Source organism: Halomonas sp. A3H3 (assembly GCF_000982975.1).
Lineage (GTDB): Bacteria > Pseudomonadota > Gammaproteobacteria > Pseudomonadales > Halomonadaceae > Vreelandella > Vreelandella titanicae.
The window spans coordinates 3,578,229-3,593,444 of the sequence record NZ_HG423343.1 but is presented as its reverse complement, the minus strand read 5'-3'; the positions used below and the strand labels follow the sequence as shown (position 1 = coordinate 3,593,444).

Sequence of the window (15,216 nt, the reverse complement as noted above, 5' to 3'; positions counted from 1 at the left end):
GGTCAGGTCACAGTCGGCGAGCGTGGACTTGGGGTGTATAGCCAAACTCTGCTTTGAAGGCAGCCACAAAACTGCTGGTGCTTTTATAACCTACCGTATAGGCCACAGCGGTTGAACTTTCGCCTCTATCCAAGGCTTCGAGCGCGTTCATCAGCTTGAAACGGGTGCGCCACTGACGAAAGGTCAACCCGGTTTCGGACTTGAATAACCGCTCCAAGGTGCGCACGCTAGCCCCAGCTAAGCTGGCCAGCTCGCCCAATATATGCCGGGTGTCTGGGTGGCTAACCATGTGGCTAATAATGCGCCGCAACCGCGGGTCAGTACCAGCAGGTAGCGACAAGTCCGCGGCGGATAGGCTATTGAGCTCATCAATAGCGACTAAGCCTAGGCGAGCGGTACTGGCATCGCCGCTACACTTCGGAGAATCGTTTAGCCTGAGCACAATCTCGCGCATCAACGCGGTCATCGCCACCATCACCACCTGGGTGTCCTGATCGCGTACCGGGTAAGTAGGGTCAATGTAGAGATTGCGGGTTTCCACCAGCGTTTCGCAGCTCACTTGGTGGTTGCAGTTACCGGGTATCCATACACCGTGGGTAGAGGGTACAACCCACACCGCCTGTTCACTAGTAACGCGCAGCACACCCTGCTTGGCCCACAGCAATTGCCCGCGTGGGTGGGCGTGAGGCAAGACACCGGTTTCCGCCTGCATACTGCGAGCATGGGTCAATACAGGACGAGCAGGGTCAAGGATGAACGCTATATCACTGGGCAGCGACATTGTCGCATTATCGCTATTTATTGTCACATCTTACCCTTAACACGTCAGCATACAGAAACTATTGTAGGCCCAGCTGCGCGCACCGCGCAATTGGCTCACCACAGCTAGGGTCTCGCCATGCTTCGCTCGCTTAGTTTCTCTCATGCCATGGTGGCAACGGCCTTGCTGGCCGCTTTGCTACTGACACTTTTTCCCATAGCGCCCCATCCCACAGCATTTTCTTACGCCGCTAGTGTGGTAGTAATTACGCTGGTTCTATGGAGTACCGGCGTGCTGCCTCCCTTCCTAACCGGTTTGCTATTTTTCGCGCTGGTTAGCGTATTCGGCTTGCTCCCGCCGGAGCAACTATTCGCTGGGTTTGGCTCGACAGCCGTGTGGATGGTTATCTCAGGATTTGTCATTGGCTCAGCCATTACATCTAGCAAGCTTGGCGATCGGCTAGCAGCAGTGCTGTCGCCGCTCCTCACCGCAAGCTACCCGAAGTTGATTGGCGGGTTAGTGTTTACCGCTATGGCATTGGGGTTTGTGATGCCTTCTTCCGGGGGGCGAGCAGTGGTATTGATCCCTATCGGCTTAGCGCTAGCCGAACGAGTGGGCTTTGAGCCGGGTAGTGCTGGACGCCTGGGCGTAGCCACCGCTCTTGCTGCCGCTTGTAACATGCCAAGTTTTGCGGTGCTTCCATCCAACCTCCCTAATATGATTTTGGCAGGGTCGAGTGAAAGTCTGTATGGCATTCATATTGGCTATGCGGAGTATCTACTACTGCATTTTCCCATTCTGGGAATGCTGAAATCGATCTTAATCGTGGTACTGGTACTCGTGGTATTTCCCGCTCGCATCGCACCACAATGCCAACTGCCCATCGAGACGATCAAAACAACCAGTGCTGCTACACAGCAAAAAAAGGTAGCTGTAGTCATGGGCATTACCCTGCTCCTCTGGGTAACAGATACACTACACGGCGCAAACCCGGCGTGGGTGGGACTCGTAGCGGCGGTAGTGCTAATGATGCCAAAGGCTGGTGCCGTAGACCCGAAGTCATTCAACACAGTGGTAGATTTTGGCACTGTGATATTTGTGGCCGCGGCACTGGGATTGGGTACACTCGTCAACGTTTCAGGCATTGGCAGTGCTGTGGGCCAAGGCTTTACCCAACTGATGGAAACCGACAATGGCGGCAGTTTTGGGGACTTTATATCGCTGTCACTGATGGCCACCCTGACGGGAGTAGTGGCCACCACCCCCAGTGTTCCTACCGTACTTTCCCCCATGGCAGCAGAACTCGCTGGCGCCTCAGGGCTCTCTCTACCCGCCGTATTGATGACTCAGGTCGTCGGCTTTTCTACGGTAATCTTTCCTTATCAGGTGGCGCCGCTGATTATGGCAATGCAGCTATCTAAAGAGCCCCTTAGCCAATTATTGAAGATTATCATCCCGTTAGCGCTGATAACGATCTTTCTATTGATGCCATTAGACTACCTTTGGTGGCGATTGTTGGGGTGGGTGAATTAAGCCGCCAGATAACTTCCGTGCAAGACGCTACTACTGAATAATCTCACCAATCGAGCGTTTGCCATCCAGCAGCAGATACTCTTGATTGACCAAATCGGGCTTTTGCACAGCGTGAAGTAACGCATGGGCCACGTTGGCTCGTGAGATTTGGTTGTCACCTGCTTCATCCAGTGAACTGGCAAACTGCTGGCTGGCGGTTTCGTCGGTCAAACGCCCTGGCTTGAGAATAACGTAGGGCATACCGCTGTTGCGAAGGTGGGCATCGGCGGCAAATTTAGCAGCCATATAGGGGCGCAGCTTTTCGGGCGCTTCCATAGGATTTTCTGCCCGCATAGCGCTGATCATGATGTAGCGGGAGAGACCTTTTTGCTTGGCGATATCGACGGTACGAATGGCGCCAAAAAGGTCAATCATCAGGGTTTTATCCGGCCCGGTGTGGGGCCCTGACCCCGCAGTGAAGACCACTTGGTCGCAGCCGTCAAAGGCGTGCTCAAACTCACCTTCTAAATCGGCGACCACGGTATCAATGCCGTGCTCTTTGAACCAGGCTGCCTGCTCTTCACTGCGAATCATCGCCTTGATAGGCGTACCCGCTTTTTGGGCCAGTTCGCAAAACTGCTTGCCAATCTGTCCATTCGCGCCAATCACTAACGTTGTCATAACGACTCCTTGTGAATTGCTTATCCTTCTATCAATGCAGGCACTTAGGCGAAATTCAACCCGTACTGATCACTTACCCACAGTGAGCCCCTGCCACCCGAACTCTTCCACCAACGCTTTTAAGTAGAGAGGCCGGTAGTTAGCGTCGCGCTCATAGCGGGCTTTTACGCTGGGGTGAATTATCATCAGGGTGTCATCAAGCACGAGTGATCTATCTAACGGTTTTTTAAAGCGATAGACATGCTTGCGGGAGTTGTGAACCTGGCCTTTCGCACCGTCGGTTAGGTTGTCGCGAATATATGACTCGGTGATTGAACCGGCGGAGCAAGCCGATGGCCCCGCAGCGAGCCGCTGGCAGAATGGCTTAAGCGTAAAACTTGAGATGGTAAAGCTATAATGAATCAGTGAGCGCTTTGCGCCTAGTCGTTACCAGGAGGGGCTCTATGACCGAGGCAGAACGCAGTGTCGGTGTTGATGCGAATAACGATGCTCATACCCGAGCACGTTATATATCGCAAATTCAGCGTATTTCTTCGACGGCTAAAGCAGACATCTCAGCAGGCAGAATCAGTTATCTTGAGGCAGCAGAGTACTGTCATGCGATGCGCAACCAAGTCATGGATGAGTATAGGAAACTGACAAGTGTGCAGGGGCTGGCGAGAGCAGAGCAAATAAAAAAAACACCACCTAGCCTTGCTGCTCTTTTCGTGCGATACGCTCAGCAACTATTTGGTTGTTCGTACGAAAACCTCTCAGTTGAGCAGCAGCAACGCATACACCATGAGATTATTGAGGCTTCTGGCCGCAGCAATGCTGCAGTCTGACCTAAGAACTTCAACGTCGATAATTGCCAGAGATACGCGAGCTGGATGTTGGTGGTGCATCTAAAAGCTTCTCGCTGAAATCCAGCTTTTCGACAAGAACACTACATTCAGCGCTCACGCACTCAAGCCACAACCCCAAACACACGCCCTATGGCAGAAGTTAACGCCATTGCAAGCGCGCCCCAGAACATCACTCTTGCTGCAGCTTTCAAGATAGGTGCACCGCCCACTCGAGCCGCAAGAGCACCCAACAAAGCCAGGAAGAGCAGTGAAAACAGCGCTACCAGAGGAGTCAATAATGATGATGGTGCCCACCAGGCGACCAACAGCGGCAACAGCGCGCCCGTGGTAAAGGTCGCTGCTGATGAGAGGGCTGCTTGAAGCGGGCGCGCTTGACCAGTATCAGTGATGCCAATTTCATCCCGTGCATGGGCACCCAGGGCATCGTTGCTCATCAGCTGTTCGGCGACTTGCCGCGCCAGCTCGGGCGTCAAGCCGCGCGTTTCATAGATAGCGGCAAGCTCTTCCTGCTCTAGTTCATAGTGCTCTGCCAATGCTTTGCGTTCGATATCGAGATCAGCATTTTCAGTGTCCGACTGAGAGCTTACCGAAACATACTCCCCCGCTGCCATCGACATTGCGCCAGCCACCAGGCCCGCAATACCCGCCAGCATAATACCGCTTTGAGTGGTATTGGCTGCGGCTACCCCCAGTATTAAACTGCTAGTAGAAACGATGCCATCGTTGGCGCCCATCACAGCGGCACGCAGCCAGCCGGAACGGTGAGATCGATGGTGCTCTGAATGGATCATGGGCTTTCCTTTCTGTGAGGCGCATCCAAGCCAACAATAGCATCTAAGGTCATGAACTATTTTGCTGGCACTACTCGAAGTAGCCTGCCCTCGGAGCTGTCGGTAAGTAGGTACACTTCACCTTCTGGGCCTTACCCGCACATCTCTTATACGCTCGTCTAGCTCACCAAACAGGCCTTCTACATCGCTGGCTTCGCGGCCATTGTTAGATAAACGTACCCGGCGCACCTCTTATTTACCAGCGCTCCTATCAGTATATCGCCCTGCCACTGCGGGAACAGCTCGCCGCTGTAAAGCGCTATCCCCGAGGGGCAATAGAGGGCGTCCATTCTAAAAGTGGTGGTACGGTACCAGGGTACTCATTGACGCCGTATGGTGCGCTTGCTGCCTCTTTGAGCACTTATTAAAATGTCGCGCCACCTAAAGAGAACTCCCATGAAAATTAATGTGGTTGGTACGAGTGGCAGTGGCAAAAGTACCCTTGCAAAGCAGCTCGCAGATGCCTTGAACGCCCCATGCGTCCAGCTTGATCAATTATTCTGGCGCGCTAACTGGCAAGGAGCACCGGACGATGAGTTCTTCGCCGAGCTGGAAGAGGCTTTAGCAGCCTCACCTCAAGAGTGGATACTGGACGGTAATTTTGACCGTACTCGGCATATAAAGTGGCGCGAAGTGGATATGGTGGTGTGGATCGACTACCCCTTTTGGCGAGTATTTAGCCAAGCCCTCACCCGTGCTGTTAAACGCATCATCAGCCAAGAGGAGCTTTGGCCCGGTACAGGTAATCACGAAAGCTTCCGCAAAACATTTCTAAGCCGTGATTCGGTTCTGCTATGGTCACTAAAAACGTGGCGGCAAAACCGTAAACGCTACTTTGCCGATATGGTGAATCCACGCTATGCGCCTATTCAATTTATACGTTTGACCTCTATAAAAGAAGCGCAAGCGTTGGTGAAGAGTCTCAACGTGGGTACCTAGCCCTTAGGTGACTATATAGCCCCACTGCGTATTCGCTTGATGGCTGCTCTCTTCGGCTCTCGATGAATCACCGAACAGTTCTCGTCACTTGGCTTTAACGCTCCAGGCCATGTACGCTTATTGAACGAACATTCAATTAAGGTGCTTTAATGCAACGTCATTCGCTATTCGCCGCAATGTCACTGGGGCTTTTTGCTGGTGCTGCCACAACCACCGCGCTGGCGGAGTCCACACCGTTGGAGGAGCAGCTCAAAGAGCTTGAGTCATTCCAAGTGATCGCCCACCGCGGGGCCAGCGGCCACGCGCCGGAAAGCACCATGGCGGCCTATGAATTGGCCCATGAGTGGAATGTCGACTACTTAGAGCTGGACGCCCAAATCACCGCCGATGGTGAAGTCGTGGTATTTCATGATGACGCCATTGACCGCACCAGCGATGGTGAAGGCAAGATTAACGACTACACCATGGAAGAGCTGAAAGCGCTGGATACCGGCTCTTGGTTCAATGAAGCCAATGCTGATAAAGCAGACGCGGACTTTGCAGGGGCACAGATCCTCACGCTGGATGAGCTTTTCGAGCGTTTCGGTCACGATGCTCGCTACTACATTGAAACCAAGTCACCGCAGCTAAACCCAGGCTTGGAAGAAGCCCTGGTAAAAACGCTGGAAGAGTACGACATGGTCGAGAGTGGCCGAGTATTAGTGCAGTCTTTCGAGCAGGAGAGCCTGTTAAAAGTGCAGGAACTAAACGATGACATTCCGCTAATCCAGCTCGTTTGGTACTACCCCAGTGAAGAGGACGAATCGCGTTTAGTGGAGTGGACTGGTGTGACACCGGGCCCAGCAGAGATTAATGATGAAGACTTCCAGGCGGTAGCGGAATACGCGTCAGGAATCGGAACTAACTATATCTACGAAGGCCAAGAAGTCATCGATGCCGACTTTATTCGTCAAGCAAATGAAAATGGCCTGCCGGTGCACGTTTACACCGTCAATGAAACCGATGAGATGGAGCGTTTGATGGAAATGGGCGCAAACGGCCTGTTCACAAATTATCCAGATCGCTTGCTTAAGCTCGTTGAGTAACCATCGTTTAATGGCATATTACGCCCGGCCTTGGCCGGGCGTTTTTATAATAAGGTTTTACTCAAGCCCAAGCTGCCCCAGTACCTGCTCTACTCTTTTACGATCGCCCGCTTGCAGCGTTTTAAGCGGCTGGGGCAAGCAGGGCTGACTCACCTTCCCGGTGATTTCTGCAATGGTAGCCGCCACTCGCAGGCTACCGCCGTATTCACGGTAGAGTGCCCACAGCGGCTCAAGGCCGTCTGAAAGCGCCTTGGCCTGTTGAACATCCCCCGCCTGAGCAGCTCGGGTTATCGCCAGCGCTGCTCTAGGGTATAACCCGCCGATAACGGAATACCAGGCATCACATCCTGCATTTAGACCGGTGGCTGCTGCCGCGTCGCCGCTGATGCCGATAGTGACATCAGCGGGGATCAGCTTGCGCAACCCAGTCACTCGCTCCTTTGCAGAGTCAATATCATTGTTCACCGGCGGAATTTTGATAGAGCGAACCTGGGGCAGTTGGGCGATTCGCCCATGCAGCTCATCGCTAAATTCAAAATGGGTTGTGCCAGGGTTATCGTACACGCAGAGCGGCACACTCAGCGATTGGCAAACCGTGGCGTATAGATCGAAGACCTCGTCGTCGGTGAGCTTTTGGTAGGAGACCGGCGCTAGCAGCACGCCGCTGGCACCTGCCTGCTGAGCGCGTTCTGCATTAGCCAGCACATCACGAGTACGTAGCGCCCCAATGCCTGCAATGACAGGCGCGCCAACTGCATTTTCAACGCTAAGCTGAATAACACGGGCGCGCTCATCACGGTTTAAATAGGCGTAGCTACCGGTCGAGCCCAGCACGCCAATGGAATCCACCGCTGCCTCAGCTAAATAAGCAACTAAACGGACAAACTCATACTCATTAATGCCCTGCTCGTTCATGGGGGTTAGCGGGAATGCACTTAGGCCGGTGAACATGGTGGATGATCCTTTTAAGATGGATGGCATTCGCAGTGTCGCACAGACGATTAGCTATTATGTACAAGCATACGGTAATGGAATAGCCACAGCTTATCCTCGTTATTCGTTGACATAACTTTCTGTTATTTTTCTTGAATTGATGTAGTGTTTGCGTATACGCCGTATCGATACGGCACAGTTGCTTTAGATGTGTATCTTTCAGTCATACCATCATGACTGAATATAAAAACAGTCTCGTTAGTGCTGCGAGGGAGAACACGTCATCAATACATACACATTTTCAGCGCAGAGCAGAACGGCACCGCGGGTGAACCTGGCGTTCATCAATCAACCAGTAAGCCACTACCAATGCCATTACCCATTATAAGCGGCTCTCTAATGCGATTGGCCTTACTGGCAGCGACTACTTTTATTGTGTTGGTGGGGCTCGCTTTCGCAACAACGAATGCCATCGCTCGAGAAGCGCCGCTTTTTTTAGTGGCTCACCCTGACGTCACTACCCACTGGCTGAACCGTGATACTACCCGCGCGATTTTCGCCATGCGCCAACGCACCTGGCCGGATGGTCAAGCGGTTAGGGTTTTCGTTTTAAGTAACAACAACCCAGTACATGCTCGCTTTACCAAAGAGCAGTTGGCGGTTTACCCGCACCAACTTCAATTAGCCTGGGATCGCATGGTTTTTTCAGGTACCGGTCAAGCCCCCGACCGAGTAAATGACCAGGAAGAGATGCGCGAGCGCGTCGCCTCAACGCCGGGTGCCATTGGGTATCTTGAAAGGGAGTATCTGGATGATAGAGTCCAAGTCATTTCGATGGAATGAATGCAGAGCCCTTGCCGCTTTGCTAGGCACCGTTGTAATGGGTTTATCTGCTCCCGCCCAAAGCGACGAACACGCTCTGGATACTTTACAGGTACATGGCTTTCTTAGTCAGGCGCTGGTCGTGACTGACAATAACAACTTTTTTGGTCAGAGCAGCCAGGATGAAGGCAGCATAGAATTTACCGAAATTGGCCTCAACGTCTCCTTACGCCCCCATCAGGATGTACTCGTTGCTGCTCAGGTGCTAAGTCGTCGAGCTGGAGGCAATAGCAGCGACGCAGAACCTAAACTGGATTACGGTCTCATTGATTACCAAATGATTTCTGACCAAGGGCGTACGTTTGGTGTTCAGCTTGGTCGGATTAAAAATCCTTTTGGATTTTATAATCAAACCCGCGATGTGGCATTTACCCGTCCCAGCATCTTACTGCCTCAGTCTATCTATTTTGACCGAACACGCTCAATGGCTCTCACAGGTGACGGCCTAACGTTCTATTTGGAACAGAGATTAAGCAACGGAGTACTACGAGGACAGTTTGGCTTAGGAAAGCCTCAGGCTGGTGACGATTTAAGCGATACGCTTCAACTTCAGCGTATATCAGGCACCTTCGATCCTCAGCAGTCTACGATTGCCCAAGTTCGTTATGAACATGATGGAGGTCGTGTCGTTGCAGCGATTAGCAATGCCAACGTGAGATCCCAAATAGAGTCACATCAATCAGGTGTCAGCGACGGAGATTTTTATTTTACACCCTGGGTATTTTCACTCCAATACAATCAAGAACTCTGGAGTGTAACGACTGAATACGCACTGCGCCGTTCAGGGTTAAAAAACTTCAACCAGTCTTCTGTAAACTTCGACACGACAGGGGAAAGTTGGTATATCCAATACGCTCGGCGTTTTGCAAATGACTGGCAGTGGTTAATGCGTTATGACAGCCTTACCAGCAACCGCGCAGACCGCAACGGTAAATCTTTCGAGGCGAGTACAGGGGGAAGCGTTCCAGCCCATACCCAATTCGCAGATGACCTAACCGTTGGCCTGCAGTGGACGCCGCACCCTCAAGTCATGCTGGCAGGTGAATACCACCATGTCGATGGCACGGGTTGGCTGCCTATTCAGGATAATCCAGATTCATCAGCGACCAGCAGAAGATGGAGCATGTGGTTGTTTCAATTATCGCTGCGCTTCTGACGTTTACCTCGATCCTGGCTAGGACGCTACCGCGATGAAACCATTTACCCTTTTCCGAACGCCCCAACGCCTTAGCCTGACATGGCGGGTCATCGCGTTAAGTAGCCTGCTGCTGCTGGCGCTGGTAACGCTCTTTACCTGGCTAGGCCACGACAATCTTACCCGTCAGTTTCAAGAAAGCCGAAGCCAGCACTATGAACGCCAACAGCGAGAAATTCGTTTAGCGCTAGTTCGCTCATCGGAAAATTTACGTCAGTTGGCAGGGTTAACCGCGGCCTCGGCAAGCTTAGGCTCGCCCTTGCAAGCAGGTAATACCGCCGCAGTTGAGCAAGCACTAGACTCCCAGTGGCCCGCTCTACAGCTTGAGGCGGGTATCGATGAAATATTAATTATTAATACCCAGGGGCAAATCTTGGGTAATTGGGGCACCGGCAATACACAAACGCAGCTTCCCATTCTGAGTTGGATCAGGCGGGTGATGCACACCGAGCAGCCACTCACTACATTGCGTTGTTCAGCTAGCTGCCAACAGTTCGCTGCCGTGCCGGTGCTAGTGGCGGGAGAAAGCGTTGGTATGGTCGTACTGACCCGCTCGCTAGCCGATGTCACTCGGCAGGCCAAGGAGGTATCTGGCAGTGAAGTCGCACTACTTGTCACCGGGCCCACTGAAGATAGCGGGATGACAGCAACTCGAGAGCTAAAATCATGGAATGGTCAACTGCTAGCCCTCACAAGCGAAGAGCAAACCCTAGCACCTTTGCAGCGAGCGTCAGATACAGCTCCTGTTCGCCGTTTAATGGAAACACCATTAAATCTTGAACATGATGGCAGACATTTAGAACTCAGCGCAGTACGCATGGAAGAGGATAATGAACGTAGCAATATCGGATACTTGCTGCTGATATCAGACATTACCGAGCAAATTAAGGCAATTAACCAGGATACTCGCACACTCTTGTTCGTAGGCGTACTCGGCTGGATTGCCGCTGAACTACTGCTATTGGTCATACTGCTGGGCCCAATGGCTCGACTGCGTAGAGTCGCTGGATTGCTTCCTGCCCTAGCTGACGGAAAATTTAGCGATATACACGCCGCCATTCCCAACCACCGCCGCCGCATTCCCGACGAGATCGATGTACTTGAGAGCATTACCCTTGAGCTTTCACGCCAACTTGAATTGTTAGAGAGTGAAGTACAAGAGCGCGGTGACCAACTAGCCGTGCGCATTGGGGAGCTAGCCAAAGAGCGAGATTTCGTTAATGGCCTGCTGGATACGGCCCAGGTATTTATCATTGCCCAGGATGACACTGGACGAATTAGCTTGGTCAATGAGTATACCCAGTTGATGCTAGGACTTACTGAAGCTTCGCTACTCGGGCGTCATTTTGTTGATGTATTCGAGGCAGGTGCCTCTACCAAGGTGAATACGTTCTCCCATCCCCAGCAAGAGGAGAAAACACTCCGTACGCCCGATCACAGGACTCATACTATCGCTTGGTACCATGCGCCGTTACAAACGGGTAATGACGGCAAGGTGTCACGTATATCGGTTGGTCTGGATATTACCGAACGTAAGGCGGCCGAAGCTCGGCTAACGTGGCTGGCCGAACGTGACCCGCTAACGGAACTTTACAACCGGCGCTTCTTCCAACATGCACTGCAAACCGCCCTTGAACGCCCATCGAAGACAAAAGGGGCAGTATTGCTACTTGATTTGAATCAGTTCAAGGAGGTTAACGAGCTAAGTGGCCACCATGTAGGCGACAAATTGCTTCGTGAAGTGGCTGACACCCTCTTCCGCAACCTTGGCCCCCGTGGCGTTATTGCACGCCTAGGTGGCGACGAATACTCCCTCCTATTAGAAGATACCAACGCCGATCAAGCCGTCAGTGTCGCGCAATATATTGTCCAACTATTAGACGGTATCGGCTTCGTTGTGGGTGAGCGGCGGCATCGAGTAACGGCCAGTATTGGTATTGCCCTGTTTCCAACCCACGGCAATACGCCTGCTGACCTAATGGCTAGCGCTGATGTGGCAATGTACAAAGCGAAGGAGAGTGGCCTTCAGCACTGGCATTTACTTTCCAAGTCGGAGAATGCCAAAGACGAACTGCAAGCACGAGTCTACTGGGTTGAACGCATACACAATGCGCTTGAGGAGGATAGCTTCGAGTTGATGGTGCAGCCCATCATGCGTTTGGAAGATCAAGACGTAAAACACCACGAGGTGTTGCTAAGAATGCGCGACGCAGATGGGAGCCTAATTTCTCCCGCGCACTTTATTCCTATTGCCGAACAAAGCGGGCAGATTATTTTAATCGACCGCTGGGTATTGCGACACAGTTTAAAAGCACTTAGCCAATTGCAGGATCGAGGTATCACTCTGGCAGTTAACCTTTCGGGTCAGTCTCTTCACGACGGAGGGTTGAAACAATACTTGGCAGACGAGCTGACGGCTAGCGGCGCTGATCCTCACCACCTTATATTGGAAGTAACGGAAACTGCCGCGGTAACCGATTTTTCTACTGCCCGTGGCGTACTACAAGCAGTACGCGACCTGGGTTGCCGTATCGCACTGGACGACTTTGGAGTAGGCTTTAGTAGTTTTCACTACCTTGGGCAGTTACCCGTCGACTATATTAAAATAGATGGTTCCTTTATTCGCAGCCTGCTGATTAGCGCTGACAGCCGCGTCATTGTTCGTGCTATTGCCGACATCGCTAAAGGTTTTGGCAAGCAAACCATTGCTGAATTCGTTGATCAAGAAGCGCTATTGCCAATACTAAAGGCCTATGGGATAACTTATGGTCAAGGGTTTCATTTAGGCAGGCCTATAAAAATCATCGAAGCATTTAGTGGAATTAGTGCTCAATAATGGATACCGTTTATACTTAACTCTGGATTTAAATAGGGATAGTACATGAGCTCTTTACCACTGCAAGTGAAGAACAAGGATGCGTCAGCGGCATTTATTACAAGATTCATACAAGAGTTCAAATTCAAACTCTGCATAACTGAGCATGAGAAACAACTGGCTTATCGTTTAAGACATGATGTTTACTGCGAAGAACTTGAGTACGAAGAAGCCAGCGACCCCATAAAAAAACTCGAATTTGATATCCATGACCAAAACTCTATTCATTGTTTGATAGAACACCGCAGAACAGGACTAGTGGCAGGCTGCGTGCGGGTGGTTATGCCTCAGGCCTCCAGACCTCATCCACTTAACCAGCTTCCATTACAATCTTATGGCAGCCAAAGCCTTACACACGCAGAGCTGCATCCCGACAAACTTGCCCAAGGCAGTTACTATGAAATCTCACGACTGGCTGTGAATCGCCTTTTCAGAATAAGACTTAAAGATAGCTCTACTTCTTTAGAAAGCTCGACTACCAATCACAATGTTACCTTTTTTTCTACTGAAGAGAGGCAGCTCTTCCCACTACTAGCCACAGGCCTATTTGTCACCGGCTATGCTTTAGGGAGGCAGCTAGGTAAAATTCAAGTTTTTGCAATGATGGAACCTAGCTTGCCCCGACTTCTTGCTCTGACAGGCTTTCACTTCACCAAAGTCGGCGAAACAATCAACTTCCATGGAAGAAGAAGTGCTTACTACATCAATAAGCAACAAGCAGAGAGTGGATTAAAGAAATCATTGCTCCCCCTCTACTTGCACATACAGCAAACGCTGGCCCTCCAGCTAGAAGAAATGCTAGCTCAAGATGTTAGTACCTCACTAATAACTTGAATATTTTATCTATACCGTGGCCGCGGCGCTTTCTCGATCATCCAACGAAGCAGAACATCTAAAATCATCAACCGTTACGCTGGTGAATTTCTCTAAGAAAAACACGAGCGTTTCAGGATATTGGAAACGCTCCTCGAAGCGCTCTTGGCCCTCTTGCGAACGCCGTGTCACGCTTGCTCTATAGCCGCCATTAGATTTAGTCACTTTTACGCTATTTTCGCGGCTTCCATCACGCTTAATGGCCGTTAATGGAGAGCTATCGCTTAATAAAACGTCTAGCTGTCGAGCGGCAGTGCGCTCTTCATCAGATGCCCAGAGAGGTTGATCTCGGTCACCATAACGGTAGAGCATAATCACCAGCATGACCGAAAAAATACTGCTGGTCAGCATCCAGGTTAATAAAACGCTCGAAAGCGCCGTTGTCAGCATGATGAACATTTGAATCACGATACCCACTGCCAGCACACCGGCCAGAGGCCTCCACATACGCGGGTTCATAAACCCGCGCTTGAGGATATACCCCCAAAGCCCAATCACCGACAATGCCCCTAACAACAAATGAATGGGGGCAAGCAGCGTTCCTCCTCCAGCCAATATAGCAATTACCCCAATAATCACTATTAAACTGTAGAAAGCAGCTAGCAGGTAGTAAGCACGATCAAGAGTCATATGCAGTCTCCATGCGGGTTAGCCGATAACCTAATCGCCATCGGTTTTATTGTTATTGGTATACGGAAAAATCCTTAAACTGCAGTATAGGTTATGACGAAAATTCTTCACTATTGCCGATGTAGCCAATACAGGTCATAACCCCTGCGCCCCTCGGCGTAGCCAATCATGCACGAAAGCGAGCTTATGTCGGGCAGTCTCTGAGAGGACAAAGGGATAAAGATCCGGCAAGCCCATTGAGCGATTAACATGATTAACGCCCACGGTGAGTGAAGCTGCCACGTAGATCAAGCGCTCTGCATCAGGCTCTGCATACGGCTCCCATTGATGGCTAGGCAGCTCTGGTGAAGAGAGATCTGATGCCGCAAAGCTATCGGCAATATCGGTTAAATGCAGCAGGTGAGCAGCAGTCTCGGCCCAATCTTCATGAGGGTGCGCAGAGGCATAAGTGGTTAAATAGCGCTCTTTCCAATCGGGCGGCGGGCCATCGGTATAGTGGCGCTGAAGTGCTGCGGTGTAATCCTGACGTTCGTCTCCAAACATCTCACGAAAAGCATCAAGAAAGTCTTCCCGCAGGCTTAACCGCCACCACAGCATATGCGATATTTCGTGGCGCATATGGCCAATCATCGTTCGGTAGGGTTCTTCAAGCGCTTCACGACGGGTCGTGACTAGTACGGGGTCTACTTCGGCTACACTAATGGTCACCACCCCTTCAATGTGCCCCATCGGCACAGGCGTACGGCCTTCGGCGAGCAAATGGAAAACCGGCGGCGCGCCTGGATCTTCCGGGCGGAACCAGTGCCAACGCCCGAGGTTATCAAGCACCCAGCGTTTGGCTGCTTCAGTCTTGGCCCAATTAGGAATCGCATTAGGAAGGCTAGGATCTGGAGCCAGCGCTGTCATGGCACAAGCACGACAAAAAGCTCCCTCTTCAGGTGCAATCCAGTTGCAACCGATAATGTCGCGGTTAATACAGAAAGGAGGCATTGGCACAAAGGCCCGGGCCTGAGGGTCGTAGGCAACGGGGGTACCATCTGCGGTTGCGAGATTATCGAACCATAGAGAGCCGGAACCGACGGGATTTGAAAATACGCGCATACGGTAAAGCTCCTGAAAGCGAGGAAAAGAGAACCTCAACCGACCGACTGAGCGTTCTCTTTTCCAAAAATCCTA

15 protein-coding genes are annotated in these 15,216 nt (G+C 51.5%); 8 read left to right on the top strand and 7 right to left on the bottom strand.

What is annotated here, in order from left to right:
• Positions 1–7 precede the first annotated feature (7 nt).
• Complete coding sequence (locus HALA3H3_RS16010) at positions 8–808, bottom strand: AraC family transcriptional regulator (RefSeq protein ID WP_009287591.1); 801 nt, start codon at positions 806–808, stop codon at positions 8–10.
• A gap of 90 nt (positions 809–898) precedes the next feature.
• Between HALA3H3_RS16010 and HALA3H3_RS16005 the strand changes: the two genes are divergently transcribed.
• Positions 899–2,293, top strand: a complete 1,395-nt coding sequence (locus HALA3H3_RS16005) for an SLC13 family permease (protein ID WP_022522589.1) — start codon at positions 899–901, stop codon at positions 2,291–2,293.
• Positions 2,294–2,323: 30 nt separating this feature from the next.
• On the opposite strand, the gene HALA3H3_RS16000 is transcribed toward HALA3H3_RS16005, so the two are convergent.
• Positions 2,324–2,953, bottom strand: coding sequence for an SDR family oxidoreductase (locus HALA3H3_RS16000; protein ID WP_022522588.1), 630 nt, complete (start codon positions 2,951–2,953; stop codon positions 2,324–2,326).
• Positions 2,954–3,396: 443 nt separating this feature from the next.
• Here HALA3H3_RS16000 and HALA3H3_RS15995 point away from each other — a divergent pair, with 443 nt between their 5' ends.
• A complete protein-coding gene (locus HALA3H3_RS15995) occupies positions 3,397–3,777 on the top strand; it encodes a hypothetical protein (protein WP_022522585.1) in 381 nt (126 codons plus the stop codon).
• Between the two features lie 122 nt (positions 3,778–3,899).
• On the opposite strand, the gene HALA3H3_RS15990 is transcribed toward HALA3H3_RS15995, so the two are convergent.
• Both HALA3H3_RS15990 and HALA3H3_RS27425 read right to left on the bottom strand, forming a co-directional pair.
• Positions 3,900–4,589: a VIT1/CCC1 transporter family protein gene (locus tag HALA3H3_RS15990; protein ID WP_009287590.1), complete on the bottom strand. Its 690-nt coding sequence runs from the start codon at positions 4,587–4,589 to the stop codon at positions 3,900–3,902.
• Positions 4,590–4,768: 179 nt separating this feature from the next.
• Entirely contained in the window at positions 4,769–4,918 is a 150-nt protein-coding gene (locus HALA3H3_RS27425; RefSeq protein ID WP_233974233.1) for a PQQ-dependent sugar dehydrogenase, read from the bottom strand.
• A gap of 106 nt (positions 4,919–5,024) precedes the next feature.
• Here HALA3H3_RS27425 and HALA3H3_RS15985 point away from each other — a divergent pair, with 106 nt between their 5' ends.
• The gene (locus tag HALA3H3_RS15985) at positions 5,025–5,567 is read left to right on the top strand and encodes a P-loop NTPase family protein (RefSeq protein WP_022522583.1); all 543 of its coding nucleotides are present in this window, start codon (positions 5,025–5,027) and stop codon (positions 5,565–5,567) included.
• 149 nt (positions 5,568–5,716) lie between these two features.
• Positions 5,717–6,652, top strand: coding sequence for a glycerophosphodiester phosphodiesterase family protein (locus HALA3H3_RS15980; protein ID WP_009287588.1), 936 nt, complete (start codon positions 5,717–5,719; stop codon positions 6,650–6,652).
• Between the two features lie 57 nt (positions 6,653–6,709).
• Here HALA3H3_RS15980 and HALA3H3_RS15975 read toward each other — a convergent pair whose 3' ends face one another.
• A complete protein-coding gene (locus tag HALA3H3_RS15975; protein ID WP_022522582.1) occupies positions 6,710–7,603 on the bottom strand; it encodes a dihydrodipicolinate synthase family protein in 894 nt (297 codons plus the stop codon).
• A gap of 381 nt (positions 7,604–7,984) precedes the next feature.
• On the opposite strand from HALA3H3_RS15975, the gene HALA3H3_RS15970 reads away from it, so the two are divergent.
• From HALA3H3_RS15970 to HALA3H3_RS15955, 4 genes are read left to right on the top strand one after another with little or no spacing between them, the layout of a single operon-like run.
• Positions 7,985–8,428 carry a hypothetical protein gene (locus tag HALA3H3_RS15970; RefSeq protein ID WP_022522580.1) on the top strand — a complete coding sequence of 148 codons (444 nt, stop codon included), beginning with the start codon at positions 7,985–7,987 and terminating at the stop codon, positions 8,426–8,428.
• Positions 8,397–9,623: a hypothetical protein gene (locus tag HALA3H3_RS15965; RefSeq protein WP_022522579.1), complete on the top strand. Its 1,227-nt coding sequence runs from the start codon at positions 8,397–8,399 to the stop codon at positions 9,621–9,623. Before HALA3H3_RS15970 ends, HALA3H3_RS15965 begins: the two co-directional genes overlap by 32 nt.
• Before the next feature lie 34 nt (positions 9,624–9,657).
• On the top strand, positions 9,658–12,498 hold the full coding sequence (locus HALA3H3_RS15960) for a bifunctional diguanylate cyclase/phosphodiesterase (protein WP_022522578.1): 2,841 nt from the start codon (positions 9,658–9,660) through the stop codon (positions 12,496–12,498).
• A gap of 45 nt (positions 12,499–12,543) precedes the next feature.
• The gene (locus HALA3H3_RS15955; RefSeq protein WP_022522577.1) at positions 12,544–13,371 is read left to right on the top strand and encodes a PEP-CTERM/exosortase system-associated acyltransferase; all 828 of its coding nucleotides are present in this window, start codon (positions 12,544–12,546) and stop codon (positions 13,369–13,371) included.
• A 9-nt stretch (positions 13,372–13,380) separates the two neighbouring features.
• On the opposite strand, the gene HALA3H3_RS15950 is transcribed toward HALA3H3_RS15955, so the two are convergent.
• Positions 13,381–14,040, bottom strand: a complete 660-nt coding sequence (locus tag HALA3H3_RS15950; RefSeq protein ID WP_022522576.1) for a hypothetical protein — start codon at positions 14,038–14,040, stop codon at positions 13,381–13,383.
• Between the two features lie 135 nt (positions 14,041–14,175).
• Entirely contained in the window at positions 14,176–15,141 is a 966-nt protein-coding gene (locus HALA3H3_RS15945; protein ID WP_022522575.1) for a zinc-binding metallopeptidase family protein, read from the bottom strand.
• Positions 15,142–15,216 lie beyond the last annotated feature (75 nt).

Excerpts from the sequence above, each read along its gene's own strand:
- HALA3H3_RS15975 (WP_022522582.1), bottom strand. The coding sequence starts at position 7,603 with ATGTTCACCGGCCTAAGTGCATTCCCGCTAACCCCCATGAACGAGCAG.
- HALA3H3_RS15980 (WP_009287588.1), top strand. The coding sequence starts at position 5,717 with ATGCAACGTCATTCGCTATTCGCCGCAATGTCACTGGGGCTTTTTGCT.
- HALA3H3_RS16005 (WP_022522589.1), top strand. The coding sequence starts at position 899 with ATGCTTCGCTCGCTTAGTTTCTCTCATGCCATGGTGGCAACGGCCTTG.
- HALA3H3_RS15960 (WP_022522578.1), top strand. The coding sequence starts at position 9,658 with ATGAAACCATTTACCCTTTTCCGAACGCCCCAACGCCTTAGCCTGACA.
- HALA3H3_RS15985 (WP_022522583.1), top strand. The coding sequence starts at position 5,025 with ATGAAAATTAATGTGGTTGGTACGAGTGGCAGTGGCAAAAGTACCCTT.
- HALA3H3_RS15965 (WP_022522579.1), top strand. The coding sequence starts at position 8,397 with ATGATAGAGTCCAAGTCATTTCGATGGAATGAATGCAGAGCCCTTGCC.
- HALA3H3_RS15970 (WP_022522580.1), top strand. The coding sequence starts at position 7,985 with ATGCGATTGGCCTTACTGGCAGCGACTACTTTTATTGTGTTGGTGGGG.
- HALA3H3_RS27425 (WP_233974233.1), bottom strand. The coding sequence starts at position 4,918 with ATGGACGCCCTCTATTGCCCCTCGGGGATAGCGCTTTACAGCGGCGAG.
- HALA3H3_RS15990 (WP_009287590.1), bottom strand. The coding sequence starts at position 4,589 with ATGATCCATTCAGAGCACCATCGATCTCACCGTTCCGGCTGGCTGCGT.
- HALA3H3_RS15955 (WP_022522577.1), top strand. The coding sequence starts at position 12,544 with ATGAGCTCTTTACCACTGCAAGTGAAGAACAAGGATGCGTCAGCGGCA.
- HALA3H3_RS15950 (WP_022522576.1), bottom strand. The coding sequence starts at position 14,040 with ATGACTCTTGATCGTGCTTACTACCTGCTAGCTGCTTTCTACAGTTTA.
- HALA3H3_RS15945 (WP_022522575.1), bottom strand. The coding sequence starts at position 15,141 with ATGCGCGTATTTTCAAATCCCGTCGGTTCCGGCTCTCTATGGTTCGAT.
- HALA3H3_RS16000 (WP_022522588.1), bottom strand. The coding sequence starts at position 2,953 with ATGACAACGTTAGTGATTGGCGCGAATGGACAGATTGGCAAGCAGTTT.
- HALA3H3_RS15995 (WP_022522585.1), top strand. The coding sequence starts at position 3,397 with ATGACCGAGGCAGAACGCAGTGTCGGTGTTGATGCGAATAACGATGCT.